We start from the raw sequence: 26,551 nt of genomic DNA on the forward strand, positions 1-26,551 counted from the left end.
TGGCCGGCGTCCGGTAATCCTCCACAAGATCTCCTTGCATCACCGCGCGTGCCCCGACGATGGGCCGTCCTCTTTTCCGGTCGACCGTCTCCGGAAAATCAAACTCTTGCTCCAGCCCGCCCCCTGGAACGATTCCTGGCATGTCTTGCATGAAGGCTACGAAGGGGTTAAAAATGGGTTTGGTCATGACCAAGATTCTTCTCAAGAACCCTCGCGAGTCCTCGTTGGCGCCGGTGGAGGTCGATGCCTTGGCCGATTCCGGCGCCGTCCACCTGTGCATTCCCGAGCACGTGCGGTTGCAGCTGCGGCTCGAGGAGATCGACCGGAAGGAAGTGACATTGGCGGACGGTCAGAAAAGGCTTGTCCCGTACGTGGGACCGATCGAAGTGCGCTTCAAAAACCGGGTCGGTTTCGCCGGTGCCTTGGTCCTGGGCGACCAGGTCCTTCTCGGAGCGATCCCCATGGAAGATATGGATCTCGTGATTATTCCGCGCGACCGCGCCTTGGACATCAATCCGGCGAGCCCCAACATTGCGACGTCGATCGTGAAGCGCGGTTAAAGAACCTTTCCCGCATACCAATCCACCAGCGTCACGCGATACCCCTCTTTGACCGGATGCACCCGGTGCGCGAAGTAGGGCGTGCTCGGAAACGCCACGAAGAGGCCCTTCTTGGGCGTGATCGTGAAGGGTTTGTTCCGGCGGTCCAACAGAAAGGCGAACGTGAGCTCCCCGCCCGAGCACTCGTTGATCTCATGGGGCCGGGGGACGGTCGGGGTGAGAAACAGGACGGTCGAGATCACCCGGTGGGGCATGTTGCAGGTCCAGCCGGTCTCGCGGCCGCGATCGTCGTAGACAGGGGCGCAATTGTCGGCGTGGAGCTCGTAGCGGCCCCCCGGCGGGTAACCGAGCGCCTGCATGCCGTCGCTCCGCCCCAGCCGGACCTTGAAGAAACCCTCGATGTCTCTCCGGATCGACTCGAAGGCGCCGACATAGGTCTTGAGGTCTTCCAGCGTGGGGACCAGGAATTCCGTGTGCCGGGAACTCTTGTCATGGAGGGCCGTGTTCTCCGCGCCGTCCGGGACGCTCATGGGGGCCAGGCCCAACGGTCCGGCCGCGCGGAGATTGGCGACGATCCGGTCGCAGGCCTCGGGTGGGATCAATCCTTCCTTCATGAAGACGGGAGAGTCCGAATCGAAGGATTTTAGGAATTGCGACTCCGGCGGCACCCGGCCCTCGAAGTACTTGGCGTCGTAACGGAGCAGTCGCGAGATGGGCGCCATGCGCCGGAGGCCTAAGAGATCGCGGAGCCAGTGCACGAGAAAAGAAATCTTGGACCGGTCGGGTCCGGAAATCAAGACCAGCACGGACGATTTTTGTAGTAACGTAATAATCCTATGCCGGTGCTGATCAAGAATCCCGAACTGATCCTGACGTCCAAGCCGATCGGCCATGAATTGGTCTCGGTTATCGTCGAGGCGCCGGTGAAGGGGAGGGGGCTGCAGATTGCGAAGGTTAGGAGGCAGGATGATCCTGAATTTTTTGATCTACTTTTTGCGATCCATCGGATGCCTTATGAAGAGACCTCAGGGGCATTTAATGCTCTTCCGGAACCCGTCAAAATACGGCTTGAGACGATGGGAGTTTTTATACGGGCGGAGGAAGTCGCGCCCAAGGTTCTGTATGGATGCGTCTTGGAGGGGGACCCGGCCGCCGATGCGGATGATGTCCCGGGAGATCTGATCGTCAACCCGGGTTTCCATTACCGGCCCGACGAAGAATTGCCCGAGACCCTTCGCCACCGCGTGCGGTTTTCCGAGCGTTTTCTGCGGGGCTATTCCATCGGCTGGGTGGAAGAGCCTGAAGACGGTATCATTTTTCCCTATTGGATTCCCGGGACCCTTCGCCATTTCGCCGCCGCTCTCAAACCCGGAGAGCCCGTACCGGCCTTGCCCGGCGGCGCCCCGCGGCTTTTCCGAGAAGCGCGCGTATTCGTGTGCCGGGAAGAGCTCGCGCATCGGCGGGCTTCGCGGCTTGCTCAATGGCGTGACGCCTGGAGGGAATTTGCCCTGCAGCGTCATGCCGCCCTGGATTCTCTGATTCCCCCGCCGCACCTGGCGGCTCTTCGCGTGTATTTTTGTGAAATGATGGAATCGGGCCGTGTCCGTCTGGGGGATCATGATTCGCCGCTCCGCTACAACGCGCACAACGACGAGCTCCTCTTTTTCTTTCATCACCAGTTGGCCGGCCTCGCGAGCCGGATCGCCGGCCGGCCGCTCAAGGCGTCCCACAATCACTTCATTTCGTATCTGCCTGGAGCGATCCTGAGACCGCACGTCGATCCGATCGAGCATGAGTTCGGCATCAGTCTCCTCCTCGACTATCAGCCCATGCCTCAGGGTGCGGCTCCCTGGCCGCTACTCTTGGGGGCGGATGGCGGCATTGAAATGACGCAGAAGGTCGGAGACGCCGTTTTCTACAATGCGCACGAGATCCCGCACTCCCGCCGGGGTCCGCTACCGGAGGGGCATCGCTCCGCCTCGATCTTGCTCCACTTTGTGCCCCAGGAATTCAGGGGCCCTCAGGAATACAGCCCGTTCTTTGCCTAGAATCGGGAGGGTGGTGACTCATCTCCCCGCTTTCGGCGGGTCTTTAAGGAGCTATTTCGCCTCAAACACAACTGGATGGGGTTGGCAACCCGATGATATACTTCAGGAACAGGTGTCTTCTTTTTGGAGGATTCTTATGGACTTCTGGGGATTTGAGAGTCGGGGCGAATTGCCGGGGGATGCGTTCGGCCTTTTTCACGACCCGCCCGCCGCCGTGCCGCCTGCGGGTCCTGCGGCTGCTCCACCGCCACCACCGCCGCCTCCTCCCAGCGTAGGCGCTGGTGTTTCAGGCAGTCCCGCCGTGACGGGTACGGGTGGGGCTGCTGGTACTCCCAGCAGCCTCGTCGTGACTCCTACGGATTCTTTCACTCAGGCCCAGGGTACTTTGGATCGGAGATACGCGGGGGTGGTTCGTGTCTTCAACGATCACGGAGTCACGGAAGGATATCCTTCCGCGTCGGACTTCAGAGCCCATCCCGAGCGGTTGTCGGCTTTTTGGGGAGAAGTTCGGTCAAATCCACGATACGCCCCCGGCGGAGCCAACCCTTGGCCTACAAGCCTCGATGGAGACATCGCGAATTTGGCGGGCGATCAGCAGCACTACATCGACGCCAAGGCGGCCATGGACGGAACGCGTTCGACACACCCCGCAACAAGAGGGGATGCGGATACGATTGCGGGTCGGGCTGATGGCGTCCTGAGAGATATCAACACCCATACACTGTCGACGCCTGTCCCTGGAAGAGGTCCTGACGGCACTCCTCTGCCTCCACCTCCTCCCGATCCCAATCAGCCTCCTCCGCTCCTAGCGGCGGCGAATGCGGTGAATCAATTCGGTGCTCTTGGTCAATCACTTGCCAACACGACAGCTGCGTGGGGCAATGTCGGCTACGCCGGACAGTACGCAGCCGGAGGCTTCGGCGCAGGCGGTGCCGGCGGTGGGTTCGGGGGTGGATTCGGGGGTGGACTTGGCATTTCCTCGTTCGGCGGCATGGGCGACCTGACGGGCACCGGCTTCGCGATCGGCGCCATGGGCGGCGACTCGCGCAGCAAGAGCCACGCCATCGACGCCATGATCAACCAGCTCCTCGCGGCCCTCATGGCCGGCAACCTGGACGTCTTGGAGACGGCCCTCACGCTCTGCAACCAGAAGGCGAAGATGACGCTCGCGGGCGCGGCGGTGAAGACCGTGCGCGCGATGCAGCTCTACGACCGGCAGATGCAGCAGCTCTCGGACCAGATGGGCGCCCTGGCCGGCCAGGGGAATACTCAGAGCATGGCCCCGCAGCTGGCGCAGATGAACCTGCAGGCGAACCAACTGAGCAGCGGGCGGCAGATGATCGCGAACAATCTGAAGGACCTCATGACGATGATGGAAGAGATCGGCAACACGGAGAAGGGCGCGCGCGACACAATGGCCCGGATCAAGACCACGCAGTCGCGGTGGTCGTAACAACGACGCTGCCGTTGTAGGGGCGAACCTCGTGTTCGCCCCGGCACGCGGGGTCGATTTGAAGGGGAATGTAAGATGTCAACCAACCAGGTCAATCCGGTCAACGTCAGCATCCAGACGCTCACGCAGAAGGATATAGAGAAACAGGACAAGGACGCCCAGAAGAACCGGGCCCAGACCGCTTTTGACGTCCCCGGCGACAGCATCGACGTCAAGCTCCCCCAGAACGCGACCGTCGCGACGGCCGCCGAGGGCAAGGCCCCGACGAACCAGTCGGGGCATCATCGCCTCAAGGCGGCCAGCAAGCGCTTGGAGACCGCCCTTAAGCAGGCCGGAGTGGACGTGAAGCCGAACGACAGCCTCGTGGAGAAGGCGCAGGCGACCCTGGACACCCTGGACGCCAAGATTACCTCCCTCCTGGAAAAGGGCGGCAAGGAAGGCGAGTTGGCCCAGTTCGAGCGTCAGCGTGATCACATCATCGAGAATTTGGGGGCCTTGGAGGCCGTTCAGTCCGAGGTGGCGGCGGAAACAGTTGGCGTCCAGTCGGCGAACGAGTCGGCGGGAACCGATGGCGCGGCGCCGGAGGCGAGACCCGAGGAGATCGCGGCCCTGTGGAACGACCTGGACAAGGAATTCAAGACCATCGGCCTGGACGTGAAAGGCAAGAACGACGTCGATCTCGTCAAGAATCAGGCGACCGCCCTGTTTTCAAAGAAGTTGGAGGCGGTCAAGGTGAAGGAAACCGAACTCAAGGCCCGCCTTGATGGGCTTCAGGAACAGCTCAAGACGGCGGCCTCGCCCGCCGACAAGAAGCGGATCGAGGCCGAAATCAAGACGGCCGCGGCCGACCTCAAGGCGATCCTGGTCCAGAAGGCGGATCTGCAGGTTTCCTATCTTAAGATCAACGATGCCATCATGCATTTCCAGGCTGCCAAGGAGCTGGGAGTTGAGTACGACAACAACAAGAAAGTAGAGACGAAATCCGCGACGGTTCAGACGTCATCCGCCAAGAAGGAGGCCCCGGCCCCGAGCGGTCCGGTCACGACGCGCAGCGCGAAGACGGCCTCGGCTCCAGGGGCGGGCGCCGGCGGCGGTGTCACATTGAATACGGCCTCAGCGGGCGGCTCGTCCTATACCCAGGGCCCCCAAGGCGCGGACGGCGGTGTGACGCTGGGCACGGCCTCGGCCGAGGACGCGGGCGCCCCGGTGACCGGGAACACGAACGTCCTGCACACGAGCGCGATGAACGATTTTTCGGGGACGACGCTCGCCATCGCCTCCACGAGCAACGCCCTCCGGAGCGACGCGCGCCGGACGGACGAGGCCATCAAGAAGCTCCTCCGCGCGGCGGCGAGCGGCAACTACGAGGCCATCAAGACGGCCCTCATCATGCTGGACAAGCGGGCGAGCCAGATCGTCATCGGCATGGGCAGCGCCACGATCAAGGCCATGCAGAACTACGAGAAGCAGATGGGAGCCCTCTCCAAGAGCCTGGACACGCTCAAGACGAACGATCCGTCCTACAACGCCAAGCTCGCCCAGGTGAACAGCCAGATGAACATCTACAGCATGAACCGGCAGGCCATCGCGAACTTCCTGCAACAGACGCTGACCTCCCGGGAGGAGATCGGCAACACGACCAAGGGATTCATCAGCAAGGACGGACAGATCGGCTCGGCGATGTCGCGCTGGTAGAGTAAGACGGCGAAAAGATTGTCATTTTGGCCCGGGCGTGGTATTTAATGGGGGAATTGAGGTGCGCCAAGTGGCCCTAAAAAAGAAGACCCCTGAACCCAAGACGCCGCCGCCTTCGCAGGCGACCAAGGCCGTCAAAGTCGATGCGGCCCCCGAGGAAGGCGTTCCGAAGATGATCGAGGACGTGATTGCGGCGTGGGTCCCCAAGGTCGAGCAGGCCCTCAAGCAGGTTCCCGCGGAGCATCTGGAGAAGGCCAAGAAGGAAGTCGACAAGATGCTTTCGGGCGACCTCTCCTGGGCGGATCTCTCGCAATACACGCCGGAGAGGCTGATGCAGATCGCGGAGCTGGGTTTCAACCAGTTCCGGGTCGGGCAGTACGACAGCGCGGAGAGGCTTTTCAAGGGGCTGACGGTGATCGACCCCGACAACTACTACTTCCACCAGATGCTGGGGGCGACCTTCCAGCGCAAGGAGAAGTACGCTGAGGCGATCGTCGAGTACTCGGTGGCGGCGGACCTGAACCCCTCGGACGTGGTCTCGTTCACGAACCGCGGCGAGGTTTACTTCAAGCTCGGCGTCTTTGAGCTGGCGATCGCGGATTTCGACAAGGCGATCGCGTTGGACACGAAGGGCGAGGACAAATGGGCGAATCGGGCGCGCATGTTGCGCGAACAGATCCGCCTGATGAAACAACAGAAGAAGAAGTAATTTATGGCCGTTGAACAACCCAACACGACGTTACGCGATACGGTCCGGCCCCAGGTCGTTCCCCTGCCGGCGGATCAGATCGTCACGACCGACGGGCTGATCCAGCAACTGCAGATCCCTGAGGTGGCGTCCCTGAGCCGCGAGAGCGTCATCTCCTTTTTGGCGAACCAGAGCGCCCGTCTCCTGGAGATAACGAGCCGCCCCGAGATCAAGACCGCGGCGGCCGAGATCCCCGAATACGTCCACTACGACAACGCGCCCGTTGTGACCGCGTTGAGCAGCGACGAGCAGTCCGCCCTGTCCGAATGGCGCCGGGAGCGTTCGGCCCTGATCCAGACGCAGTCGGACGACGGGAATCTCGAAAGTTTGGAAAAAGAGGTCCAGAGCTACATCGACGAAGCGGTCAAGAACAACCCCGACCTGTTCGGGAACGGCAAGTCGGGCACGGTGGACGTGATCGACCAGTACATGACCGGGCAGATGGTTCAGATGAACAACGAGCAGAAGAAGAAGTACCAGGAACTCCTGATGCTGGCGAGCCGGGGCGGCGATCCGGAGAGCGTCCTTCTCGCCATGACCTACAAGAACGCCCAAAGTTCGATGAACAAGATCGGTCAGATGCTGACCGTCTACAAGGAGCAGACGGGGATCCTGGACAAGCTTCAAGCGGACCTCGATCTCAAAGGCTTCAAGAAGGACGGCCTGACCCAGGTCGACATGATGAAGACGAACATGGAGTTCTCGCGCACTCAGGCGGACGTGATGAATCTCTTCCAGATCATGCAGAAGGAGATGAACCGGTACGAGACGGTGATGACGAGCGCGAACTCGCTCGGCAAGTCCCTGAACGAGTCCCTCCGCGGAACCATCGCCAATTTCAAGGCGTCGTAATCTATGCCCCGCGACGAGACGCGACATGCCTTTTCGGACGAAGAAAAAGGAAAAGTCCTCGACCCCAACCCCGAACGCCGCCGTTACCTGACCGAAGTCTTTTACAAATTTCTGAACCACAAGATCTCGGTTGCGGACCTGGTGGGGCTCCCCAAGAAGAAATTCGGGCGGCTCGCGGAGATCGGCTACGTCAAGTACAAGTACGGGCGGTATCAGGAGGCCCAGCAGATCTTCCAGACCCTCTCGATCTTGGACAGCGTCAACGCCTACTACCACACGGCCCTGGGGGGCGTTTACCAGAAGATGGGCAAGTACGTGGACTCGGTCGTCTCCTACACGCGGGCGCTCCGGATCAATCCCAAGGAGCTCTGCTGCCACGTGAACCGGGGCGAGATTTATCTCCGCCACAAGAACTACAAGAAGGCCGCCGACGATTTCAGGAGCGCGATTCTCCTCGATCCCAACGGCCGGAACCTGTGGGCCAACCGGGCCCGGTCGCTCGTCATCGCCCTCAAGCGCAACATGGATTTGAAAAAGCGCGTGGCCCAGATGCAGGCCGCTCAAGCGGCCCAGGCCGCGAGACCCACGGCCCGTCCCACGGCTCAGACCCGCCCGGCCTCTCCGGCGCGCCCCACAGGAGCGTTCCGCGGGACGCGGTCGCCGCGCTGATCATTCGTCCTCGGTTTCCGGCACGTCCTCGCCGATGATTCCGTACTTCTTGAGCAGGTTGCGGATGTGCTTGCGGTCGATGCCCGCCTCGCGGGCCGTCTTGGAAATGTTGTAGTTGTTCCGCCGGAGCAGGGCGGCCAGGTAGTCCTTTTCGAACGACTCAACGATCTTCTGCTTGGCCTCCTTGAACGGCAGGCCCATGTCCACGCTCATCCGTTCGGTCGCCTCTTCGTCCTTTTCCATCTCCTCGAAGATGTACGAAACGTCCTTGCCGGTGATGACGTTGCCGTCCACCATGGGCACGATGCGCTCCAGGATGTTCACCATCTCCCGGACGTTCCCCGGCCACTGGTAGCGCGTGAGCATCTTGAGGGCGTCGTCCTCGACGCGGGTGACTTTCAACTTGCCCTCGGAGTCGACGTTGAAGCGGCCGCTGGCCAAGAGTTTTTCGATCAGGAAGGGAATGTCGTCCGGGCGCTCGCGGAGCGGCGGCAGGTTGATCTTCACGACGGAGAGCCGGTAGTAGAGGTCCTGCCGGAAGCGGTTCTCCGAGACCTCCTTTTTTAGATTCCGGTTGGTCGCGCACACCACCCGGACGTCAATGGGATTCGATTCGTTCGAACCGACTTTTTTGATTTCGCGCTGCTCCAAGGCGCGCAGGAGTTTGGGCTGCAGGTCGATGGCAAGCTCACCGATTTCGTCCAGAAAGATCGTGCCGCCGTGGGCCTCCTCAAAGGCGCCCTTGCGGGTGCCGACGGCGCCGGTAAAGGAGCCCTTCACGTGGCCGAAGAGCTCGCTCTCGATCAGATTCTGGGCCACCGCGGAACAGTCAAAGACGACGAAGGGCTTGTTCTTGCGCGGGCTGTTCTGATGGATGGCGCGGGCGACCAGGTCCTTGCCGGTGCCGGTTTCACCCTCGATCAGGACCGTCGCGTTCGTGGGGGAAATTTTCTCCAGAAGACTGAAAATCTGGCGCATCCGACGCGAGCGGCCGAGCAGGGGGCCGAACTCCGTCTTGGTGGACGGTTCGATCTGGACCTTTTCGTCGAAGGCCACGAACTCCGCGCGTACCGTGCCCAAACGGATGATGTCCCCGGGCGAGAGGTAGGCCTCCTTGACGCGGATGTCGTTGATGTAGGTGCCGTTGGTGCTCCCCAGGTCCTTGAGGAGGTAGCTGTCCTCGGTCTGGACGATCTCGACGTGATTGCGGGAGACGGTCTTTTCATCGAGGACGAGGTCGTTGTCCTCCTTCTTGCCGATCCGGGTGACGGGACGGTTCAGGTCGAGCTTTTTGCCTTTTGCGGAGGAACTCAAGACGACGAGTTGGCATTTTCTTTGAAAAACGACATCCTTGTCGGCGCCTTCGACGTTCAACAACTGAGTGTCAAAATCGACGGGGGCGGCTTCGGTTGCGGCCTGTTTGGTGTCGTCGGACATGGATCGGTTCTCCTTGTTAGTTCTTCTCGAGTTGCACGTCGAATCTCTTGGAATCCTTGTCGCTCAAACTCACGGAGGTCTCCCATTCGCGGTAGCCGTCCAGCTTGATGCGGATCGTATGTTTCTGGTCGCGTGGGACCTTCCGGATGGTGACGGGCGTCTTGCTGGTGATCGATCCGTCGAAGATGACGGTCGCCCGCGGCGGCGACGAATTGACGTAGATTTCGCCGAACATGCCGCCCAGTTTGATCGTGCCGGTCGACTTGTTCTCGCCGGGGCCGATCTTCACGATCTGCGTCTGCCGCATGTAACCGTCCTTGCTGACGGCGACCTTGACCGTTCCGGGGGAGACGTCGTTCACCCGGAGCGGGGTTTTCCCCTTGTACTCGGAATTGACGTAAACGTCCGCGCCCGAGGGGTCCGATGTCACCGCGAGGGATCCGGGTTTGCCGGCGGTCGCGACCGGCTTTTCCTCGACCGGCGTGCGCGTGGGAGGTGGTGGTGGCGGCGGCGTGTAGGGCTTTTCTGCCGGCTTCTTGACGATTTCTTCCCTCTTGGTTTCCTGTGGTTTGGTTTCCTTGGGCTTGGTTTCCTTTGGAGGGGCCGGTGGCGGCGTGGGCGGCGGGGCCGGGGTTGCCGACGGCTCCTTCTTGAGGGCGGCGTACACGGGGACGGTCCGGTCCCCCTCGACCGTGACCGTCCGTCTCCAATCCTCATAACCCTTTTGGATCAGGGCCACGTTGACCCTCTTGCCCGGCATAAGCTCTTCGAGCGTCGTGGGCGTCGTGCGCCCCGTATTTTCTCCGTTCAAGAAGACCTTGGCCCCGGAGGGGTCGGAGGTCACGCTGAGCCTTCCGGTCGCGACGGCAGGCGGTGTTGTCGGCGTGACCGGCGGCGTCGTCGGAGTCGTCGTCGTGACAGGGGGCTCCGTCGGCATCACCGGGGTCGTTGTCACCGGCGCCGCCGGCTCCGTCGGGGTTTGGGGCGTCGTGACCTCCGGCGTCGTCGGCGTGGCCGGGACTTCCGGAGTGGTCGGGAGGGCAGGTGTCTCCGGGACCGGCGGCGGCACCGGCGTCAGGGCGGCCGTGACGGCGACGGGGTCGAAACCCTTCACCTCCGCGGTTCCCGACCAGTCGTAGTGGTTGGGCGCCGTGAGCTTGATGTTGTAGGTCTTGGCGATCTCCAGATTTTCCAGCCTCTGGGGCGTGACGAGCCCCGTGTCCTGGTCGTTGAAGAGGATTCTCGCCCCCGGCGGATTGGACGTGATTTCGATCACGCCCTTGGGGAGCGCCGCCAGCGTTTCACGGATCTTGATGGGTTCCTCGGAGGTGACCGCCACGGCGCGGCTCACCTCCTTGTAGTTCTCTTTCTCGATCTTGATCTGGTACTCCTCGCCCAATGTGAGTTTTGCGAGCTTGGCCGGCGTCACCAAACCCGTATCGTTCCCGTTCACGAGTACCTTCGCGCCTGCGGGGTCGGATTCGATCTCCATGGAACCCACGTCGATGGCGGTTTCCTCCTCGGGCGTGCTCGGCGTCGTGACGGTCGTCGGGGCCGGTCTCGGCCCGGCTTTCTTGAATAGGAACGTGTAGCCCAGGTAGGCGACGAGCAGGATCAGGACCGGCGCGCCCGCGATCAAGGCCCAGGGCCTCTTTTTTTGACGCTCGGTGGGGACGGCGTAGAGGCCCGAGACGGCCGTGTCCTGTGGGACCTTCCCGGTCGACTCCGCCACGCGGGTTTCGGCGGGTTTGGCTGCCGGCACGGGGTTGTGGACGACGATGTTCTCCGTCTCCGCCTGCTTGATCATGACGGAGCGGGTCTTTTCGTCCAGCTGGACCGGCTGCTCCTTCCTCTTCATCTCGCTTTCGAAGAGGCGCGTGAGGAGACCGGCCAGTTGCCGCGGGGAGAAATCGATGTAGGAGGAATAGAGGTATTTCGTCAGGTCGAGCTGGAAATCCCCCGCGCTCTGGTAGCGGTCCTTGGCGTTGTAGGCCAGCGCCTTGGCGAGCACGGCCTTGAGCGGCCCCGGGATGTGGTCCGGAAGCATGAGCGTGTTGATGCGGGTCGTGCGGATCTGGTTCAAGACCTCGAATTGCGTCTCGCCGGAGAAGAGCTTGTCGCCGGTGAGCATCTCATACAGGAGCACGCCCGCGGAAAAGATGTCGGTGCGATGGTCGATCGGTTTTCCGAGGGCCTGCTCGGGCGACATGTAGGCGACCTTGCCCTTGAGGATCCCTGCCATCGTGTGGCTGACGTTCATCGCGGCCTTGGCGATGCCGAAGTCGACGATCTTTACCTCGCCCTCGAACGAGATCAGGATGTTCTGCGGGCTGATGTCCCGGTGGACGATGTTCAAGGGGTTGCCCTGGCTGTCGGTCTTGCGGTGGGCGTAATCGAGACCTTTGCAGATCTCGCTCATGATGTAGACGGCGACCTCCTCGGAGAGCCTTTCATCCTGTTCACGCTGGCGCGTCATGACCTCCCGGAGATTCGTGCCGTGGATGAACTCCATGGAGATGAAGTAGTCGTCTCCCACCTTGCCCAGGTCGTAGACCTGCACGATGTTGGCGTGGGAGAGGAGGACGGTGAGCTTCGCCTCGTCCACGAGCATCTTGATGAACTCGCCGTCCGCCGCGCAGTGGGGGAGGATGCGTTTGATGGCGAGTTGCTTTTCGAACCCGTCCACGCCGTAGGTCTTGGCCTTGTAGATCTCGGCCATGCCGCCGACAGCGAGCTTCTCCAACAGGACATACCGCCCGAAGGGTTTCGGCTCGAACGAGGATGTTTGCTCCTTGACGGTCATTTCTTATGTCCCTCGGAACAGGATCCCGAAAATCAGGATCATCGAGACGGCGATGACGGCCGCGACGACCGCGTAAGTGATGATCACTTGAATGCGAGGCTTGCCGTCGAGGTCGACCACGCCCCAGAGCACCAAGATGCGTCGGCTCAAGGTGATGCTCATTTCCTCCTCGTCCGTCACGTCCTCGTCCGAGGATTTCCCCAGCAGGGCGTCCTGCCGGAGCTGGAGGGGGTTCGGCTTTTCACCCGAGGCCAGCCTCGCCCGGGCGGATCGTCCGGGCTGTCCTTCCGCGTCCGGGATCAGGCGCTTCCAAAACGGTTTTCCCTTGTCGAATTTGTCCTTCTTTTTCTTGTCCTTCTCGTCGTCTTCCTGCTGCTGTCCGCCGCCGCGTCCTTGGTCGTCGCGGGTTTCCAGAACCCGGTTCAAGCCCGAATCGATTTTTACCAATCGATCGACCACGTGAGACTCCTGTGGAGACTATTCTCCCACCTATATGGGACTTTTGTCACCATTTATTTCCTCATGCAAGAATCACCGTATTCAGGCGGATGCATCAACGAAATCGCGCCGCAAAGTCGAATAAGAGCCCTACCACGATGGTATCCACGGCCATGAGCAGGACGAAGACGAGGATGGGCGAGACATCGATCCGCCATTGGAACGCCGCCCGGGGCAAAAAGCGACGCACCCGGGAGAAGACAGGCTCCGTGACCTGACGGAGAAAATGGACGATCGGGTTGGTGGGGTCGGGGTTCACCCAGCTCACGATCACAGCCGCCGCCACCACAAAGGTGTAGAGGTTGATGAGGAGACGGAGGATGCGGGCGATGGCGAGCAGTAGGAGGCCTAGGACGTGCATCGGAGCTCCCTCGCCCGTTCCGTCGCCGCCCCGATGGTTTCGTCGACGATTCGCCGGAAATTCACGGATTCCAAGACCTTGAGTCCCGCCTCCGTCGTCCCGCCCTTGGATGCCACGCGGGCGATCATCTCCGGGAGGGTGTCCTTCGCCAAAGCCGTCATCTTGGCCGCGCCGATCAAGGTCTGCGCCGCCAACTCCCTCCCCAGGGCCGCCGGCAGCCCGCGCGCGGCGCCCGCCTCGATCATCGCGTCCAAAAAGAGGAAGGCGAACGCCGGTCCGCTGCCGGAGACGGCGGTGACGACGTCCAGGAGATCCTCGCGATCGACAAAGACGGCCTTGCCGGAGGCCGAAAAGATCCTTTTCGCCACGGCCCTGTCTCCGGACGTCGTTCCTGGCGCCGCATAGAGGGCTGCGGCGCCCTCGCCGATCATGGAGCAGAGATTCGGCATGATCCGGATGAGCCGAACGTTTTCGGGAATCCGCGACCGGAAATACCCGGTGTCCAGGCCGGCCGCGATGGAGAGCACCAGGTGTTTGGACGTCAGTAAGCCGCGGATTTCGTCCAGCACCGCGCCCATCTGTTGGGGTTTGACGGCGAGCAGGATCGTGCCGGAGACGCGCGTCAGCTCCGCGTTGGAGGGGAGGGAGACGATCTTGTGCCTGGACTTGAGCTTCTTGAGGCGCGCGGCGTCCGGCTCGTGGACGCCGATCTCGCCGGGTTTGAAGACCTTGCGGGCGAGGAGCCCGGAAATGAGGGCCTCCGCCATGTTCCCGCCGCCGATGAATGAGATTCTAAATTTTTTGCCGTTCACCGAAAATCCCCGTGCCGACCCGGACGAAGGTCGCGCCTTCCTCAATGGCGACCTCAAAGTCCTGCGTCATCCCCATCGAGAGGTCGGCGAGCGGGCGTTTATAGACGTTTTTCCGGTTCAATGCATCACGAATCTCGCGAAGGAGCCGGAAGGAGGGGCGCGCCTCCTCGGCGTCTTCCGTCGCGGGCGGGATCGTCATGAGCCCTCTCAATTCGACGTGCGGCAGACGGTTCATCTCGGAGACAAGCATCTCGGCGCGGTCCGGGGCGAGACCGGTCTTGGAGGCCTCGCCGTGCAGGTTGAGTTCGATCAGGACCGGCTGGATCTTGCCCATGGCGGCGGCGCGTTTGTCGATCTCCAGGGCGAGTTCCGGGGAGTCGACGGTGTGGATGAGGGCCGTGCGGCCGATGATTTGCTTCACCTTGTTGCGTTGCAAGTGACCGATAAAATGCCAGCGCACATCGCCGACCGGAAGGTGGTCCAATAATTCCTGAGCGTAATTTTCGCCGAAATCCCGCTGTCCCGCGGCGATCGCCTCGAGGATCTTTTCAACCGGTTGGCCTTTGGAAACGGCGACCAGCGTGATGTCCGAGGCCTTCCGTCCGGCACGTCGTACCGCCGCCGCGATTCGGTTCCGGACCTCGAGGAGGTTCTTCGAAATCATGGGGTTACAGGGTCTTTTATCATGGAGATTGAAACAATCAATGATTTCAGATACTTTTGCTTTAATGACTCGTTGGCGGTGGGGGATACTGATCTTGCTCCTGATAGGACCGGCCTGTTTTGGGATCGACCGGCGTGGAGGGATCACGAAGTACAATAACGGAACGGCCTATACGGGCGGGGGGAGTTTTGACGCGCCCCGGCTTCCGGCGCCTTGGAAATCTCCGAAACGCCTTCTCAAACAGCTCGTCTATGAGAACGACCCGATCCGGGCCACGATCGTCGTCGACGCCCTCTGCGGCCCCAAGTACGACGACGCCCCCCTGAACCGGCTGGCGCGCGAACTTTTTCAACGGTTTCAGCGCCCCAAGATCGCGTCCGAGAGGGCGATGACCCTGGACGGACGGAGCGCCCTCCGGGTCGACGGGAGCGGGGACGTGGACGGCGTGCCCCTCAAGATGTCCGTCGCCGTCATGAAAAAGAATTTTTGCCTCTACGATTTTTCCTACTTCGCCCCGCCGGAGACGTTCGGCCGGGGGGTGAACGACTTTGAGGGCTATCTCCGTGGTTTCAAAACGCGGTAACAAGAAGATCCACGAGGAGATCATCGAGTCCTCGCATGAGGCCCTCGAACGGACGTGGCTGGACTTCTTCGGCAAGGTCGGAACCAACACCCTTCAATTCTTCGATTACCTGGGAGGGCTCTGGATGCTCGCGGTCCAGACCCTCTATTGCCTCTTTCGCTACCCATTCCCCCTTCGCGCCTTCATCGAGCAGTGCCAGTTCGTCGGCGTCAAATCCATGAGCCTGATCAGCCTCATCTCCGTCTTCACGGGCATGGTCTTCGCCCTTCAATTCGCGGTCGGTCTGGGCCGCTTCGGTCTCAAGATCTACATCGGCCAGGTGATCGGGCTCGCCATCGCCCGCGAACTCGGGCCCGTCCTGGTGTGTCTCATGCTCGCGGCGCGCGTGGGCGCGGGAATCGCGGCGGAACTGGGATCCATGGTCGTGACCGAACAGGTGCTGGCGATTCAGGCCCTGGGGGCGAATCCCGTCCACAAGCTCGTGCTCCCGCGCGTCTTGGCGCTGACCCTCGCGGCGCCGATTCTTTCCACCATCGGCTCGATCATCGGCGTCATCGGAGGGATGTGGATCACCATCATGGAGGCGGGCGTGACCGCACGGTTCTACTTCGACCAGGTCCGGAAGACCGTCGAAATGGAGGACTACTTTTCGGGCCTTGTGAAGACGCTCTTTTTCGGTTTCTTCATCGGGCTCATCGCCTGTTATCAGGGTCTGAAGACGACCGGAGGAACCGAAGGGGTCGGCAAGTCGACGACCTACGCCGTCGTCATCTCCTCCTTGATGGTTTTCATCGCGGATTTTTTCCTGACCAAACTGTTGATCCTTTTATGAGCTTTATCCAATTCATCGGTCTCGAAAAATCCTTCGGGGAGAAGAAGATCTACAAGGGCGTCAACCTCAAGATCGAGAAGGGCGAGACCATCACGGTCCTGGGAGGCAGCGGCTCGGGCAAGACCGTCATGCTCAAGATGCTGTTGGGACTCATGTTTCCAGACGCCGGCAAGATTCTCTTCGACGGCAAGGACGTCGTGGACATGACCGACGAGGAGATCTTGGGCGTCCGCCGCCGGGTGGGCATGCTCTTTCAGGGCGGGGCTCTTTTCGATTCGCTCTCCGTGAAGGAGAACGTGGCCTATCCGCTGCGGGAGCATTTTCAACATACGGAGGAGGAGATCGCCCGCATCGTGGCCGAAAAGCTCGAGCTCGTCGGTCTTCCGGGCATCGAGGAAATGGCGCCCTCGGACCTCTCGGGCGGCATGAAAAAGCGCGTCTCGCTCGCCCGCGCGATCGCGACGAGCCCGGAGGTCATCCTCTACGACGAGCCGACCACGGGACTCGATCCGACCAATACGCGCCGGATCGACAACGTGATCATCAATCTTCAAAAAAAACTGGGCGTCACGTCGATCGTCGTCACGCACGACATCCAGTCCGCCTTCTACATCAGCGATCGACTGGCCCTGCTCTACGATGGTAAGATCCGGTTCGTCGGTTCCAAGGCCGAGGTCAAGAACTCGGACGACCCCGTCGTCCAGGGTTTCATCAAGGGCGACATGGGGGACGTGGAGACGCCTCAGGTGATTTCGAAGATCCGTAAGCCAACGTCTTCAAAGGTGAGAAACCATGCAAAAGCGTGAATCGGCGCCGGTCAAGGTGGGCATCTTCGTCTTTGCGGGGGTTTTTCTCGCGATGGGCATCATCTTCCTTTTGGGCAGCGAAAAGCAGCTGTTCAAGAGACAATACGGCCTCGTCACCAACTTCACCGACATCAGCGGGCTGCGGATCGGGGCCCAAGTCCAGCTCGCGGGGATGAACGTCGGCATGGTCGAGAAGGTCGAATTCGCGGATGAGCTCGGCGACAAGAAGGTCCGCGTGCGCCTCAACATCAACAGGGAGTTCCAGGACCGTATCCGCAAGGACTCGATCGCCGAGATCAGCACGCAGGGGCTCCTGGGCGACAAGTACATCTCCTTGAGCCTGGGTACACCGCCCCACGAGATCCTCCAGGACGGCGACTTTCTTCCTTCGCAGGAGAGGCCGTCGTTCGCCCAAATCGTGGAGAAGAGCGGGGTGTTCATCGAAAACATCGACAAGGCGGCCAAAACGCTGACCGACGTCCTGGACGAGGTCAAGGGCGGGCAGGGACTTCTCCACACCCTGGTCTACGAATCGGAGACGAGGCCCGTCGGCCGTGATTTCGCCGAGATGGCCAAGGAGTTGAAGGGTGCGTCAAAAGAACTCCGCCAGATCGTGCAAAAGGTGAATCGCGGGGAAGGGACCGTCGGGGCGTTCCTGCAGGATCCGAGCCTTTACTATGACATCCGCCGCCTCTTTGCGCGCGTGGAACGTAACAAAATCCTGACGCACATCATCCGGAGCCGCGTGCGCGACCTCGAGCTCGAAAAAGTCGCCGACCCCAAGGCCCCGTAGCCTTCCGCGTCATAAGAGAACGTTCGAGGGAATAGACACACCCCGCGCTTGTTGTTATACTTTCACCATAGAGCACGACTTTCGCCGCCGCCGCTCTTTCTCAATCTTCACGCACAATCAGAATGATTCAAAAGTTCGTCGAAGAGAACTTTGAAGGAGAATCTTATTATGGAGCAGACCGACATCATGCGCCTCGTCCAGGAGCTTCACGATATCAAGGGGTATCAGGAGCTCGCCTGGGAAGGGACTTTCGAGGACTACCTCTCCCTCGTGCAGAAGAGTCCGGACACGGCGCGGACCGCATTTCAGAGGATCTACGACATGATCCTCTCCCACGGCTCCGAGGAATACACCGAGCACAAGAAGAAAATCATACGCTACCACTTCTTTCAGGACCCCTTCGAGAACGGAAAGGACGCCGTCTTCGGTCTCGACATCCCCCTCATGAAGCTCGTCAACATGTTCAAGGCCGCCGCGAAGGGCTACGGGCCCGAGAAGCGGGTTTTGATCCTTCACGGCCCCGTCGGGAGCGCCAAAAGCACCATCGCGCGTCTCCTTAAGAAAGGCATGGAGGCCTATTCCCGCACGCCCGAGGGGGCCCTCTACACCTTTGTGTGGAAGAGAAGCGGACTCGAGAGCGGCCATCTTTTCGGGAGCGCGGAGGAGATCCCCTGTCCCATGCACGAGGAGCCGCTTCGTCTCATTCCCACCGAGATGCGCGTCAAGATCCTCCAGAAGGTCAACGAGAAGCTGGCCGAGGACCGGCGCATCCACATCGAGGGCGACCTCTGCCCTCCGTGCCGGTTCATGTTCCGGGAGCTCATGGCCTTCTATCAGGGCGACTGGGCCCAGATGATGAAGCACATCCGCGTGAAAAGGCTCGTGCTCTCGGAGAAGGACCGCGTGGGCATCGGCACCTTCCAACCCAAAGACGAGAAGAATCAGGACTCGACCGAGCTGACCGGCGACATCAACTACCGGAAGATCGCGGAGTACGGCTCGGACTCGGACCCGCGCGCGTTCAACTTCGACGGCGAGTTCAACATCGCCAACCGGGGCATCATCGAGTTCATCGAGATCCTCAAACTGGACGTCGCCTTTCTCTACGACCTCCTGGGCGCGTCGCAGGAGCACAAGATCAAGCCAAAAAAGTTCGCTCAGACGGACATCGACGAGGTGATCCTGGGCCACACCAACGAGGCCGAATACCGCAAGCTTCAGAACAACGAGTACATGGAGGCCCTGCGCGACCGGACGATGAAGATCGACATCCCGTACATCACCAAGCTCTCCCAGGAAAAAAGGATCTACGAGCGCGACTTCAACCCCCAGAGGATCCGGGGCAAGCACATCGCACCGCATACGATCGAGATGGCCTCCATGTGGGCCATCCTGACGCGCCTCGAGGAACCCAAAAAGGCGAACCTCACGCTCCTGCAGAAGCTCAAACTTTACGACGGCAAGACGCTGACCGGATTCACGGAGGACAACGTCAAGGAGCTCCGCAAGGAGGCGACGCACGAAGGCTTGGACGGCATCAGCCCGCGCTACATCCAGGACAAGATCTCGAACGCGCTCGTCTCCGACCGGTCCGGCGGTTGCGTCAATCCCTTCATGGTCTTGAACGAGCTGGAAAGCGGGCTCAGGCACCATTCGCTCATCAAGAACGAGGACCAGCGGAAGCGCTTCCGGGAGCTCCTGACCATCGTCAAGGACGAGTACGAGGACATCGTCAAGAACGAGGTCCAGAGGGCGATCTCCGCGGACGAGGAGGCCATCAGCCGGCTTTGCGGCAACTACATCGACAACGTGAAGGCCTACACGCAGCGCGAGAAGGTGCGGAACAAGTACACGGGCCAGTACGAGGAGCCGGACGAGAGGCTCATGCGGTCCATCGAGGAGAAGATCGACATCCCGGACAGCCGGAAGGACGATTTCCGGCGCGAGATCATGAACTACATCGGCGCCCTATCGCTCGAGGGAAAGACCTTCAACTACAAGACGAACGAGCGGCTGCACAAGGCGCTCGAATTGAAGCTGTTCGAGGATCAGAAGGACACGATCAAGCTGACGAGCCTGGTGACCAACGTCGTCGACCGGCAGACGCAGGAGAAGATCGATATCGTCAAGAGCCGGTTGATCAAAAACAACGCCTACTGCGAGGTGTGCGCGACCGACGTGCTGAACTTCGTGGCGAGCATCTTCGCGCGGGGAGACGTGAAAGGGCACGCATAAAACCTCGGAGGGGGCTCCGCCCCCTTCCGACGCCCGGCCCAGCAAAGCCGGTTCCGGGCTGCCTCCCCTGGGGAAGGGAATTTAATGTTTGTTAAGATTGACACCGACCACGCCCGTTTCAAGCAAATCATCCGCGGCAAGATCAAACAGGAGCTGAAGAAATTCATCACCCGGGGCGAACTGATCGGCCGCGAGGGAAAGGACCTGGTCAGCATCCCGCTTCCGCAGATCGAGATTCCGCACCTGGCCCATGATCCCCGCCAAATGGGCGGGGTGGGGCAGGGGGACGGCGAGCCCGGACAGACCATCGGCGTCGACGACGAAGAGGGGCACGGCAAAAAGGCCGGCAGCGATCCGGCCGACCATATTTTGGAAGTCGACGTCTCCTTCGACGACCTGGCCCAGCTCCTGGGCGAGGAGCTGGAGCTTCCCAAAATCCAGCCGAAGGGCGACTCGGAACTGGAGACCGAGCGGGCGCGCTATGCCGGGATCTCCAACGCCGGGCCCGAATCACTCCGTCATTTCAAGCGCACCTACCGGCAGGCCTTGAAGCGGCAGATCGCGGCGGGGACCTACGACTCGGCCCATCCCCGAATCATTCCCGCCCGTGAGGACCGCCGCTACCGCGTCCGCAAGGTGACGCCACGGCCGCAGAGCAAGGCGGTCATCGTCTACATGATGGACGTTTCGGGCTCGATGGGCGCCGAGCAGAAGGAGATCGTCCGGATCGAGACCTTCTGGATCGACGCGTGGATCCGGTCCCATTACAAGGCGCTGGCCACCCGCTACATCGTCCACGACGCCGTCGCGCGGGAGGTCGACCGCGACACCTTCTACCGCACCCGGGAGTCGGGCGGAACGATCATCTCCTCGGCCTACAAGCTCTGCCTGGAGATGCTGAAGAGCGACTACGACGCGGCCGACTGGAACGTTTACCCCTTTCACTTTTCGGACGGCGACAACTGGTCCGGGAGCGACACCCAGGAATGCTTGAAAATACTGAACGAGGAGATTTTGCCGCGGGCCAACGTCTTTTGCTACGGCCAGGTGGAGAGCGAGTACGGGAGCGGCCAGTTTCTCAATGACCTTTTGGAGAAATTTCCGTCCGACGAGAAGGTGATCACGTCCAAGATTTCGTCCCGGGACGCGATCTACGCGTCGATCAAGGAATTCTTGGGGAAAGGTAGGTAGGGGCGGGGTAACCCCGCCCGTACATTTATGTCACTGACACCCGAACTAGCGAAAGCCCGCGACGAGATCCGGGAACATGCCCGGGCCGCGGGCCTGGATTTCTTTGAAGTCCTCTTCGAAGTCCTCGACTGGCACCAGATGAACGTCGTGGCCTCCTACGGGGGTTTCCCCAGCCGCTACCCGCACTGGCGGTTCGGGATGGAGTACGAGCACATCAGCAAGAGCTACGCCTACGGCCTGACGAAGATCTACGAGATGGTCATCAACAACGACCCGTCCTACGCCTACCTGCTGCACTCCAACGGCATGGTGGACCAGAAGATGGTCATGGCGCACGTCTACGGCCATTCGGATTTTTTCAAGAACAACGTCTACTACGCGGGCACCAACCGCAAGATGATCGACGAGATGGGAAACCACCGTTCCAAGGTCATGCGGATGATCAACAAATACGGCCTGGAAACGGTGGAGAACTTCATCGACGCCTGCCTGACCCTCGAGAACCTGATCGACCTCCGGCAGGTGGGACTCGCGATTCCCCGCCCCGAGCAGCCCCATGAGGAGGAGGACGAAGAGGAAGAGATCGAGATCCGCAAGTTTCCGAGCAAGGACTACATGGACAAGTACGTCAATCCCAAGGCGTTTCTGGACGCCCAGCGCGACAAGGCCGAAAAACAGAAGAAGCTGAAAAAATTCCCGGAGCAGCCGGAGCGGGACGTTCTGCTGTTCTTGGGGGAGCACGCCCCCCTGGAGCGCTGGGAGCGGGACGTTCTCTGGATGATCCGCGAGGAGGCCTATTACTTCGCCCCGCAAGGGCTGACCAAGATCATGAACGAGGGCTGGGCCGCCTACCACCACTCGCAGATCATGACGACGAAGGTCCTGAACGATTCCGAGATCATCGACTACGCCGATCACCATTCGGGAACCGTCTCGCCCGGGCCCGGACGGCTCAATCCCTACAAGATCGGCATGGAGCTTTTCCGGTCGATCGAGGACCGTTGGAACAAGGGCAAGTTCGGCGCCGACTACGAGCGCTGCGAGAATTTGAAGGAAAAACTCGCCTGGGACAAGAAGCTCGGGCGCGGCCGGGAAAAGATTTTTGAGATTCGCAGGCTCTACAACGACGTCACGTTTCTGGACGCCTTTCTGGACGAGGAGTTCTGCCACCAGCAGAAACTCTTCATGTACGGCTACAATTCGGCCTCCAAGAGCTACGAGATCGTTGACAGGGATTTCAGGAAGGTGAAGGCGAAACTCCTGCAGCGGCTCACCAACATGGGACAGCCGCGCATCGACGTGGTCGAAGGCAACGCCTTCAACCGGGGGGAATTGACGCTCAAGCACCAGCACGACGGCACGGACCTGCGGATGGACTGGGCCTGGGAGGTCCTGAAGAACCTCCAGCGCCTCTGGAAACGCCCGGTCCACATCGAGACCGTCGTTGACGGGACGCCTAAAGTTCTATCCTTCGACGGGGAGGAGAAGAAGGAGCAGAGAGTCGTCTGACCAGGGCGGCCAGGACGGCCAGGTGAAGTCCCAGGCCGATCAGCCCCAGCTTCCATTCCCCGATCCAAAACGTGATCGCGAAATTGAAGGCGAGTATGCCCCAGTAGAACGCCGGGCCCAGCCAAGGCGCGCGGCGGGGCGGGGGATCCCTAAAGACAAGCCGTTCGAAAAGCCCGTAGCCGGAGAGGATGGCGAGGGCGACCAGCAGCCACCCGCCGAAGTTCGTCAGCGGCACGCCGAAATACTCGCCTCCGTCCGGGTAATAGAAGATGCGCCCCAGGAACCAGCGCTCGCCTTGGACGGCCAGGGGGTCGACGACGACGTCGATGGCGACCATGAGGAGGGCGGCGATGAATGTCGTGGCGATACGGGAATCGCCCCCTCGTACCCGCCAAAAAAAATCCCCATACTCATACGCCGCGTACGCCAAGAACGAATAGGACAGAGAGTCCCACAGGGGGACGCCCCAGAGCATCAGCTCGCCCCGAAGGTTTTCGTAGACGTAATGGTACATCCCGTAAGGAAAACCGTTCCGGATGGAGGAGACCTCCGAGAGAAAGGCGATGGAGAATCCGAGCGTCAGAAAGAGAAGGGTGCGGCCGGGGCCGCGGTTCAGGATCCCGATCACGAGAAAGGAGAGAAGAAAGAGGAAGACGTAGGGGCGGTGGAGGACCGTGGTGAACAGAGTTTCCAAGGATTTCCGCCTGTGTTATCTGTGGCGCGTGAGCCGCCGGTTCAATCGCGGGTTTGTCCTTCTTCCGTGCGTCCTGACGGTGTTCGGCGCGGCACTCGCCCCCGACGCCGATCCGGCGCCGGCCATTCCCATCCTCACAATCGACGATTCCATCATCAATCCCGTCACCGCGGAATACATCATGGATGCGATCGACCGGGCGGAGAGCGAACAGTCCTCCGCGCTTGTGATCGAGCTCGACACGCCAGGTGGCCTCCTAACGTCCACCCGTATGATCGTCAAGAAGATCATGAACGCCAAGGTGCCGGTAATTGTCTATGTCGCCCCTTCCGGTTCTCGCGCGGGTTCGGCGGGGGTCTTCATCACGCTCGCCGCGCATGTGGCGGCCATGGCTCCGTCGACAAACATCGGAGCCGCTCACCCGGTCGAAATGGGGGAAAGCCCCGGCAACAACCGGGACTCCTTAAAGGACATCTTAGAAGGGCTCAAGAAAGAGAAGGGACAGAAGGCCGAGGAGGAGAAAAAGAAGGTTAAGGAACCCGCGGACCCGATGTCTGAGAAAATCCTGAATGACACGCTCGCTTGGGTGGCGACGATCGCCAAGGAGAGGGGGCGGAACGTCGACTGGGCCCAGCGTGCCGTCCGAGAGAGCGTTTCCGCCGGCGAGGACGAGGCCTTGCGCCTGGGCGTCATCGATGTCGTGGCGAAGGACTTAGAAGACCTCATCGTCAAGATGGACGGCAAAAAGGTGCGGCTGGCCGAACGGGAGACGACTCTTCACCTGGCCGGGGTGCCGCAGATCCGAATGGCGATGTCCCTCCGCCAGCGGATCCTCAACGTCCTCATCAATCCCAACATCGCCTACATTCTACTGATCTTGGGCTTTTACGGCCTCCTCTTCGAGATCACCCATCCGGGTTCCTGGTTCCCCGGTATCGCCGGCCTGATCTGCCTGATCCTCGCCTTCTATGCCTTTCAAACGTTGCCCACGAACTATGCGGGCCTGGCGCTGATCACGCTCGCCCTCGTCTTGTTCATTGCCGAGGTTAAGGTGGTCAGTTACGGTTTTTTGACGCTGGCGGGTCTCACCTGCATGTTCTTGGGATCCTTGCTGCTCTTCGATACGACCGCCGATTTCCTGCGGGTGTCGCTTCGTGTGGTCGCCCCCGCCGTGCTGTCGACCGCGGCGATCTTCGTCTTCCTGATCAGCCTCGCCGTTCGGGCGCAAAGGAGGCCGAAGGCCTCCGGTGTCGAGGCCCTGGTCGGAATGGTGGGGGAAGTTTCGGTCGATCTGCCGAAAGGCAAGGTCACCATCGATGGAGAGATCTGGAACGCCGTCTCCGGCATGCCGGTCCTCAAAGGGGAGAAGGTCCGCATCGTCGCCGTCGAGGGAATGACTTTAAAGGTTGAAAAACTGTAGGGGCGAACCTTGCGTTCGCCCTTCCTTAAAAGGGGGCACCATGATATCCACGACCACGATCCTGATCCTGTTCGTCGGCCTGTATCTCTTGACCTCCGTGAAAATTCTGCGCGAGTACGAGCGGGGCGTCATTTTCCGGTTGGGAAGGATGCTCGGCAAGCCCAAGGGGCCGGGGATCATCTTCGTCTTCTTCCCCATTGACCGGATCGTGAGGATCTCGCTCCGGGTGATCGTCTTCGACGTCCCGCCCCAGGACGTCATCACCAAGGATAACGTCTCCGTGAAGGTCAGCGCCGTCGTCTACTTCCGGGTCGTGGACGCCAACAAGGCGGTCGTCGCCGTCGAGGATTTTCTGTTTGCGACGTCGCAGATGGCCCAGACGACGCTCCGGTCCGTCCTGGGACAGACGGAACTGGACGGCCTCCTCTCCGAGCGCGAGAAGATTAATCACGTCCTTCAGGATATCATCGACCGTCAGACGGAACCCTGGGGCATCAAGGTTGCCAACGTGGAAGTGAAACACATCGATCTCCCGCAGGAGATGCAGCGGGCGATGGCGAAACAGGCCGAGGCAGAGCGCGAGAGACGTGCGAAGGTCATCCGCGCGGAGGGCGAGTACCAGTCGGCCGAGAAGCTGGTCGACGCTGCGACGATGATGCAGGACCATCCGATGAGCCTTCAGCTGCGGTACTTACAGACGCTTGTGGAGGTAGCCGCGGAAAAGAACTCGACGACGATCTTCCCCGTGCCGATCGACTTGGTCGAGATGTTTATGAAGAAGAAATGACTACTCGAATCCCCGTTTGACCAATTGCACGAATTCCACGACGAGCTTGGGATCCCACTGGCCGGAATCCCTCTCGCGCTCGAAGATCTGGATCGCATCCCCGATCTTCATCCCCTTGCGGTAGGGTCGGTCGGTGGTCATCGCGTCGAAGGTGTCCGCGATCGACGTGATGCGGGCCATGAGGGGGATGTTCTCGCACTCCAGCCGGTCGGGGTGCCCGCAGCCGTCGAAGCGCTCGTGGTGGTTCTTGATGACCGTGAGGGAGGGGGTCAGCGACTTGAGCGGGGAGCAGATTTCATAACCTTTTTGGGGATGCGTCCGGATGTGGTCCATTTCCTCCGGTGTGAGAGGTCCCGCCTTGTGAAGGACCGCCTCGGCGATGCCGATCTTTCCGATGTCATGGAGGAGTCCGCCGCGCCAGATGTGTTCCTGCTCGTGCTCGGGGAGGCCGATCGTCTTAGCCAGGAGCCGCGAAAAACGCGCCACGCGCTCGGAGTGGCCGCGGGTGTAGCGGTCCTTGGCCTCCAAGGCGCGCGCGAGCGAAAAAAGGATGTTTTCGCTCGTGTCGAGGTCGTCATAGAGGGCCTTGAGGCGCAAAAGGGAGCGGATGCGCGTGGCGAGTTCCAGCTTGTTGAACGGCTTGATGAGAAAATCGTCCGCGCCCATGTCGATCGCCTTGAGCTTGTCTTCCAGTTCGCTCAAGGCGGTGATGACGATGACGGGGATGAAGCGCAGGTCCTTGTCGCCCTTGACCGTCTTGCAGACCTCATAGCCGCTCATTCCGGGCATCATCAGATCGAGGAGGATCAGATCGGGCCTCCAGCTTCTGATTTTTTCCAGGGCTTCGTGGCCGTTGGTCGCCTCTTCAAAGAGGTAGGATTGGCCGTGCAGCTGTTTCTTGATCAACTCGATGTTCGTCTTATTGTCGTCGACGACCAACAGGCGCGGGTTCCGTCCGAAGCGGAGGGCGGCAGAATCCAGACCGGTCATGTTTTCCACGGAACTGTGCATGCGCGGTCATTCTACAAACCGGTCAAAAGATTGTCCATGCAGGAATGCGCCGGAATGAGACATCTTTGACTCCCCGCGCCATAAGTGTGG

At 60.8% G+C, this 26,551-nt stretch carries 26 protein-coding genes; 16 read left to right on the forward strand and 10 right to left on the reverse strand.

Annotated elements, in window-relative coordinates:
- The coding region (locus tag VLJ37_07520; GenBank protein ID HSA59518.1) for a hypothetical protein at positions 1-187 on the reverse strand (187 nt) is incomplete at its 3' end.
- Here VLJ37_07520 and VLJ37_07525 point away from each other — a divergent pair.
- A complete protein-coding gene (locus VLJ37_07525) occupies positions 174-560 on the forward strand; it encodes a clan AA aspartic protease (protein HSA59519.1) in 387 nt (128 codons plus the stop codon). The genes VLJ37_07520 and VLJ37_07525 overlap by 14 nt on opposite strands.
- Here the strand turns inward: VLJ37_07525 and VLJ37_07530 are convergent.
- Entirely contained in the window at positions 557-1,366 is an 810-nt protein-coding gene (locus VLJ37_07530) for a 2OG-Fe(II) oxygenase (protein ID HSA59520.1), read from the reverse strand. The two genes, VLJ37_07525 and VLJ37_07530, sit on opposite strands and share 4 nt — an antisense overlap.
- 30 nt (positions 1,367-1,396) lie before the next feature.
- Here VLJ37_07530 and VLJ37_07535 point away from each other — a divergent pair, with 30 nt between their 5' ends.
- The 6 genes from VLJ37_07535 to VLJ37_07560 all read left to right on the forward strand — a co-directional run bounded on the left by VLJ37_07535 (position 1,397) and on the right by VLJ37_07560 (position 8,025).
- The gene (locus tag VLJ37_07535; protein HSA59521.1) at positions 1,397-2,608 is read left to right on the forward strand and encodes a hypothetical protein; all 1,212 of its coding nucleotides are present in this window, start codon (positions 1,397-1,399) and stop codon (positions 2,606-2,608) included.
- Between the two features lie 823 nt (positions 2,609-3,431).
- On the forward strand, positions 3,432-4,061 hold the full coding sequence (locus VLJ37_07540; protein ID HSA59522.1) for a hypothetical protein: 630 nt from the start codon (positions 3,432-3,434) through the stop codon (positions 4,059-4,061).
- Positions 4,062-4,136: 75 nt separating this feature from the next.
- On the forward strand, positions 4,137-5,756 hold the full coding sequence (locus VLJ37_07545; GenBank protein ID HSA59523.1) for a hypothetical protein: 1,620 nt from the start codon (positions 4,137-4,139) through the stop codon (positions 5,754-5,756).
- Positions 5,757-5,826: 70 nt separating this feature from the next.
- Positions 5,827-6,465, forward strand: a complete 639-nt coding sequence (locus VLJ37_07550) for a tetratricopeptide repeat protein (GenBank protein ID HSA59524.1) — start codon at positions 5,827-5,829, stop codon at positions 6,463-6,465.
- 3 nt (positions 6,466-6,468) lie between these two features.
- A complete protein-coding gene (locus tag VLJ37_07555; protein ID HSA59525.1) occupies positions 6,469-7,356 on the forward strand; it encodes a hypothetical protein in 888 nt (295 codons plus the stop codon).
- Between the two features lie 3 nt (positions 7,357-7,359).
- Positions 7,360-8,025: a tetratricopeptide repeat protein gene (locus tag VLJ37_07560; protein ID HSA59526.1), complete on the forward strand. Its 666-nt coding sequence runs from the start codon at positions 7,360-7,362 to the stop codon at positions 8,023-8,025.
- Here the strand turns inward: VLJ37_07560 and VLJ37_07565 are convergent, their stop codons facing one another.
- The 6 genes from VLJ37_07565 to VLJ37_07590 form a co-directional block, all read right to left on the reverse strand.
- The gene (locus VLJ37_07565; protein ID HSA59527.1) at positions 8,026-9,462 is read right to left on the reverse strand and encodes a sigma 54-interacting transcriptional regulator; all 1,437 of its coding nucleotides are present in this window, start codon (positions 9,460-9,462) and stop codon (positions 8,026-8,028) included.
- Between the two features lie 16 nt (positions 9,463-9,478).
- Complete coding sequence (locus VLJ37_07570; GenBank protein HSA59528.1) at positions 9,479-12,265, reverse strand: serine/threonine-protein kinase; 2,787 nt, start codon at positions 12,263-12,265, stop codon at positions 9,479-9,481.
- 3 nt (positions 12,266-12,268) lie between these two features.
- Positions 12,269-12,724, reverse strand: a complete 456-nt coding sequence (locus VLJ37_07575; GenBank protein HSA59529.1) for a hypothetical protein — start codon at positions 12,722-12,724, stop codon at positions 12,269-12,271.
- Positions 12,725-12,818: 94 nt separating this feature from the next.
- Positions 12,819-13,124 (reverse strand): YggT family protein, encoded by a 306-nt coding sequence (locus VLJ37_07580; protein ID HSA59530.1) that lies wholly within the window; start codon positions 13,122-13,124, stop codon positions 12,819-12,821.
- Positions 13,112-13,936: a pyrroline-5-carboxylate reductase gene (gene proC, locus VLJ37_07585; protein ID HSA59531.1), complete on the reverse strand. Its 825-nt coding sequence runs from the start codon at positions 13,934-13,936 to the stop codon at positions 13,112-13,114. The genes VLJ37_07580 and proC overlap by 13 nt, the downstream gene beginning before the upstream one ends.
- Positions 13,917-14,600, reverse strand: coding sequence for a YggS family pyridoxal phosphate-dependent enzyme (locus VLJ37_07590; protein ID HSA59532.1), 684 nt, complete (start codon positions 14,598-14,600; stop codon positions 13,917-13,919). The genes proC and VLJ37_07590 overlap by 20 nt, the downstream gene beginning before the upstream one ends.
- Before the next feature lie 94 nt (positions 14,601-14,694).
- On the opposite strand from VLJ37_07590, the gene VLJ37_07595 reads away from it, so the two are divergent.
- The 7 genes from VLJ37_07595 (at position 14,695) to VLJ37_07625 (ending at position 22,549) form a co-directional block, all read left to right on the forward strand.
- A complete protein-coding gene (locus VLJ37_07595; protein ID HSA59533.1) occupies positions 14,695-15,183 on the forward strand; it encodes a hypothetical protein in 489 nt (162 codons plus the stop codon).
- Positions 15,164-16,015, forward strand: coding sequence for an ABC transporter permease (locus tag VLJ37_07600; protein ID HSA59534.1), 852 nt, complete (start codon positions 15,164-15,166; stop codon positions 16,013-16,015). Before VLJ37_07595 ends, VLJ37_07600 begins: the two co-directional genes overlap by 20 nt.
- Positions 16,012-16,821 (forward strand): ABC transporter ATP-binding protein, encoded by an 810-nt coding sequence (locus VLJ37_07605; protein ID HSA59535.1) that lies wholly within the window; start codon positions 16,012-16,014, stop codon positions 16,819-16,821. Before VLJ37_07600 ends, VLJ37_07605 begins: the two co-directional genes overlap by 4 nt.
- Positions 16,808-17,614 (forward strand): MlaD family protein, encoded by an 807-nt coding sequence (locus VLJ37_07610; protein ID HSA59536.1) that lies wholly within the window; start codon positions 16,808-16,810, stop codon positions 17,612-17,614. The genes VLJ37_07605 and VLJ37_07610 overlap by 14 nt, the downstream gene beginning before the upstream one ends.
- Positions 17,615-17,782: 168 nt before the next feature.
- Complete coding sequence (locus VLJ37_07615) at positions 17,783-19,849, forward strand: serine protein kinase (protein HSA59537.1); 2,067 nt, start codon at positions 17,783-17,785, stop codon at positions 19,847-19,849.
- 84 nt (positions 19,850-19,933) lie between these two features.
- A complete protein-coding gene (locus tag VLJ37_07620) occupies positions 19,934-21,040 on the forward strand; it encodes a DUF444 family protein (GenBank protein HSA59538.1) in 1,107 nt (368 codons plus the stop codon).
- Positions 21,041-21,067: 27 nt separating this feature from the next.
- Positions 21,068-22,549, forward strand: coding sequence for a SpoVR family protein (locus VLJ37_07625; GenBank protein ID HSA59539.1), 1,482 nt, complete (start codon positions 21,068-21,070; stop codon positions 22,547-22,549).
- Here the strand turns inward: VLJ37_07625 and VLJ37_07630 are convergent.
- Positions 22,497-23,243 (reverse strand): carotenoid biosynthesis protein, encoded by a 747-nt coding sequence (locus VLJ37_07630; GenBank protein ID HSA59540.1) that lies wholly within the window; start codon positions 23,241-23,243, stop codon positions 22,497-22,499. The two genes, VLJ37_07625 and VLJ37_07630, sit on opposite strands and share 53 nt — an antisense overlap.
- On the opposite strand from VLJ37_07630, the gene VLJ37_07635 reads away from it, so the two are divergent.
- Both VLJ37_07635 and VLJ37_07640 read left to right on the forward strand, forming a co-directional pair.
- Complete coding sequence (locus VLJ37_07635) at positions 23,227-24,663, forward strand: nodulation protein NfeD (GenBank protein HSA59541.1); 1,437 nt, start codon at positions 23,227-23,229, stop codon at positions 24,661-24,663. The two genes, VLJ37_07630 and VLJ37_07635, sit on opposite strands and share 17 nt — an antisense overlap.
- Before the next feature lie 40 nt (positions 24,664-24,703).
- Positions 24,704-25,450, forward strand: a complete 747-nt coding sequence (locus VLJ37_07640) for a slipin family protein (GenBank protein HSA59542.1) — start codon at positions 24,704-24,706, stop codon at positions 25,448-25,450.
- On the opposite strand, the gene VLJ37_07645 is transcribed toward VLJ37_07640, so the two are convergent.
- Positions 25,451-26,461, reverse strand: coding sequence for an HD domain-containing phosphohydrolase (locus tag VLJ37_07645; GenBank protein HSA59543.1), 1,011 nt, complete (start codon positions 26,459-26,461; stop codon positions 25,451-25,453).
- Positions 26,462-26,551: the final 90 nt, after the last annotated feature.

Source organism: bacterium (assembly GCA_035454885.1).
GTDB lineage: Bacteria > UBA10199 > UBA10199 > JACPAL01.

Bases quoted from the DNA above. Each gene is read 5' to 3' on its own strand.
- VLJ37_07525 (HSA59519.1), top strand. From the start codon at position 174: ATGGGTTTGGTCATGACCAAGATTCTTCTCAAGAACCCTCGCGAGTCC.
- VLJ37_07535 (HSA59521.1), top strand. From the start codon at position 1,397: ATGCCGGTGCTGATCAAGAATCCCGAACTGATCCTGACGTCCAAGCCG.
- VLJ37_07545 (HSA59523.1), top strand. From the start codon at position 4,137: ATGTCAACCAACCAGGTCAATCCGGTCAACGTCAGCATCCAGACGCTC.
- VLJ37_07555 (HSA59525.1), top strand. From the start codon at position 6,469: ATGGCCGTTGAACAACCCAACACGACGTTACGCGATACGGTCCGGCCC.
- VLJ37_07560 (HSA59526.1), top strand. From the start codon at position 7,360: ATGCCCCGCGACGAGACGCGACATGCCTTTTCGGACGAAGAAAAAGGA.
- VLJ37_07565 (HSA59527.1), bottom strand. From the start codon at position 9,462: ATGTCCGACGACACCAAACAGGCCGCAACCGAAGCCGCCCCCGTCGAT.
- VLJ37_07570 (HSA59528.1), bottom strand. From the start codon at position 12,265: ATGACCGTCAAGGAGCAAACATCCTCGTTCGAGCCGAAACCCTTCGGG.
- VLJ37_07580 (HSA59530.1), bottom strand. From the start codon at position 13,124: ATGCACGTCCTAGGCCTCCTACTGCTCGCCATCGCCCGCATCCTCCGT.
- VLJ37_07590 (HSA59532.1), bottom strand. From the start codon at position 14,600: ATGATTTCGAAGAACCTCCTCGAGGTCCGGAACCGAATCGCGGCGGCG.
- VLJ37_07605 (HSA59535.1), top strand. From the start codon at position 16,012: ATGAGCTTTATCCAATTCATCGGTCTCGAAAAATCCTTCGGGGAGAAG.
- VLJ37_07610 (HSA59536.1), top strand. From the start codon at position 16,808: ATGCAAAAGCGTGAATCGGCGCCGGTCAAGGTGGGCATCTTCGTCTTT.
- VLJ37_07615 (HSA59537.1), top strand. From the start codon at position 17,783: ATGGAGCAGACCGACATCATGCGCCTCGTCCAGGAGCTTCACGATATC.
- VLJ37_07620 (HSA59538.1), top strand. From the start codon at position 19,934: ATGTTTGTTAAGATTGACACCGACCACGCCCGTTTCAAGCAAATCATC.
- VLJ37_07625 (HSA59539.1), top strand. From the start codon at position 21,068: ATGTCACTGACACCCGAACTAGCGAAAGCCCGCGACGAGATCCGGGAA.
- VLJ37_07640 (HSA59542.1), top strand. From the start codon at position 24,704: ATGATATCCACGACCACGATCCTGATCCTGTTCGTCGGCCTGTATCTC.
- VLJ37_07645 (HSA59543.1), bottom strand. From the start codon at position 26,461: ATGCACAGTTCCGTGGAAAACATGACCGGTCTGGATTCTGCCGCCCTC.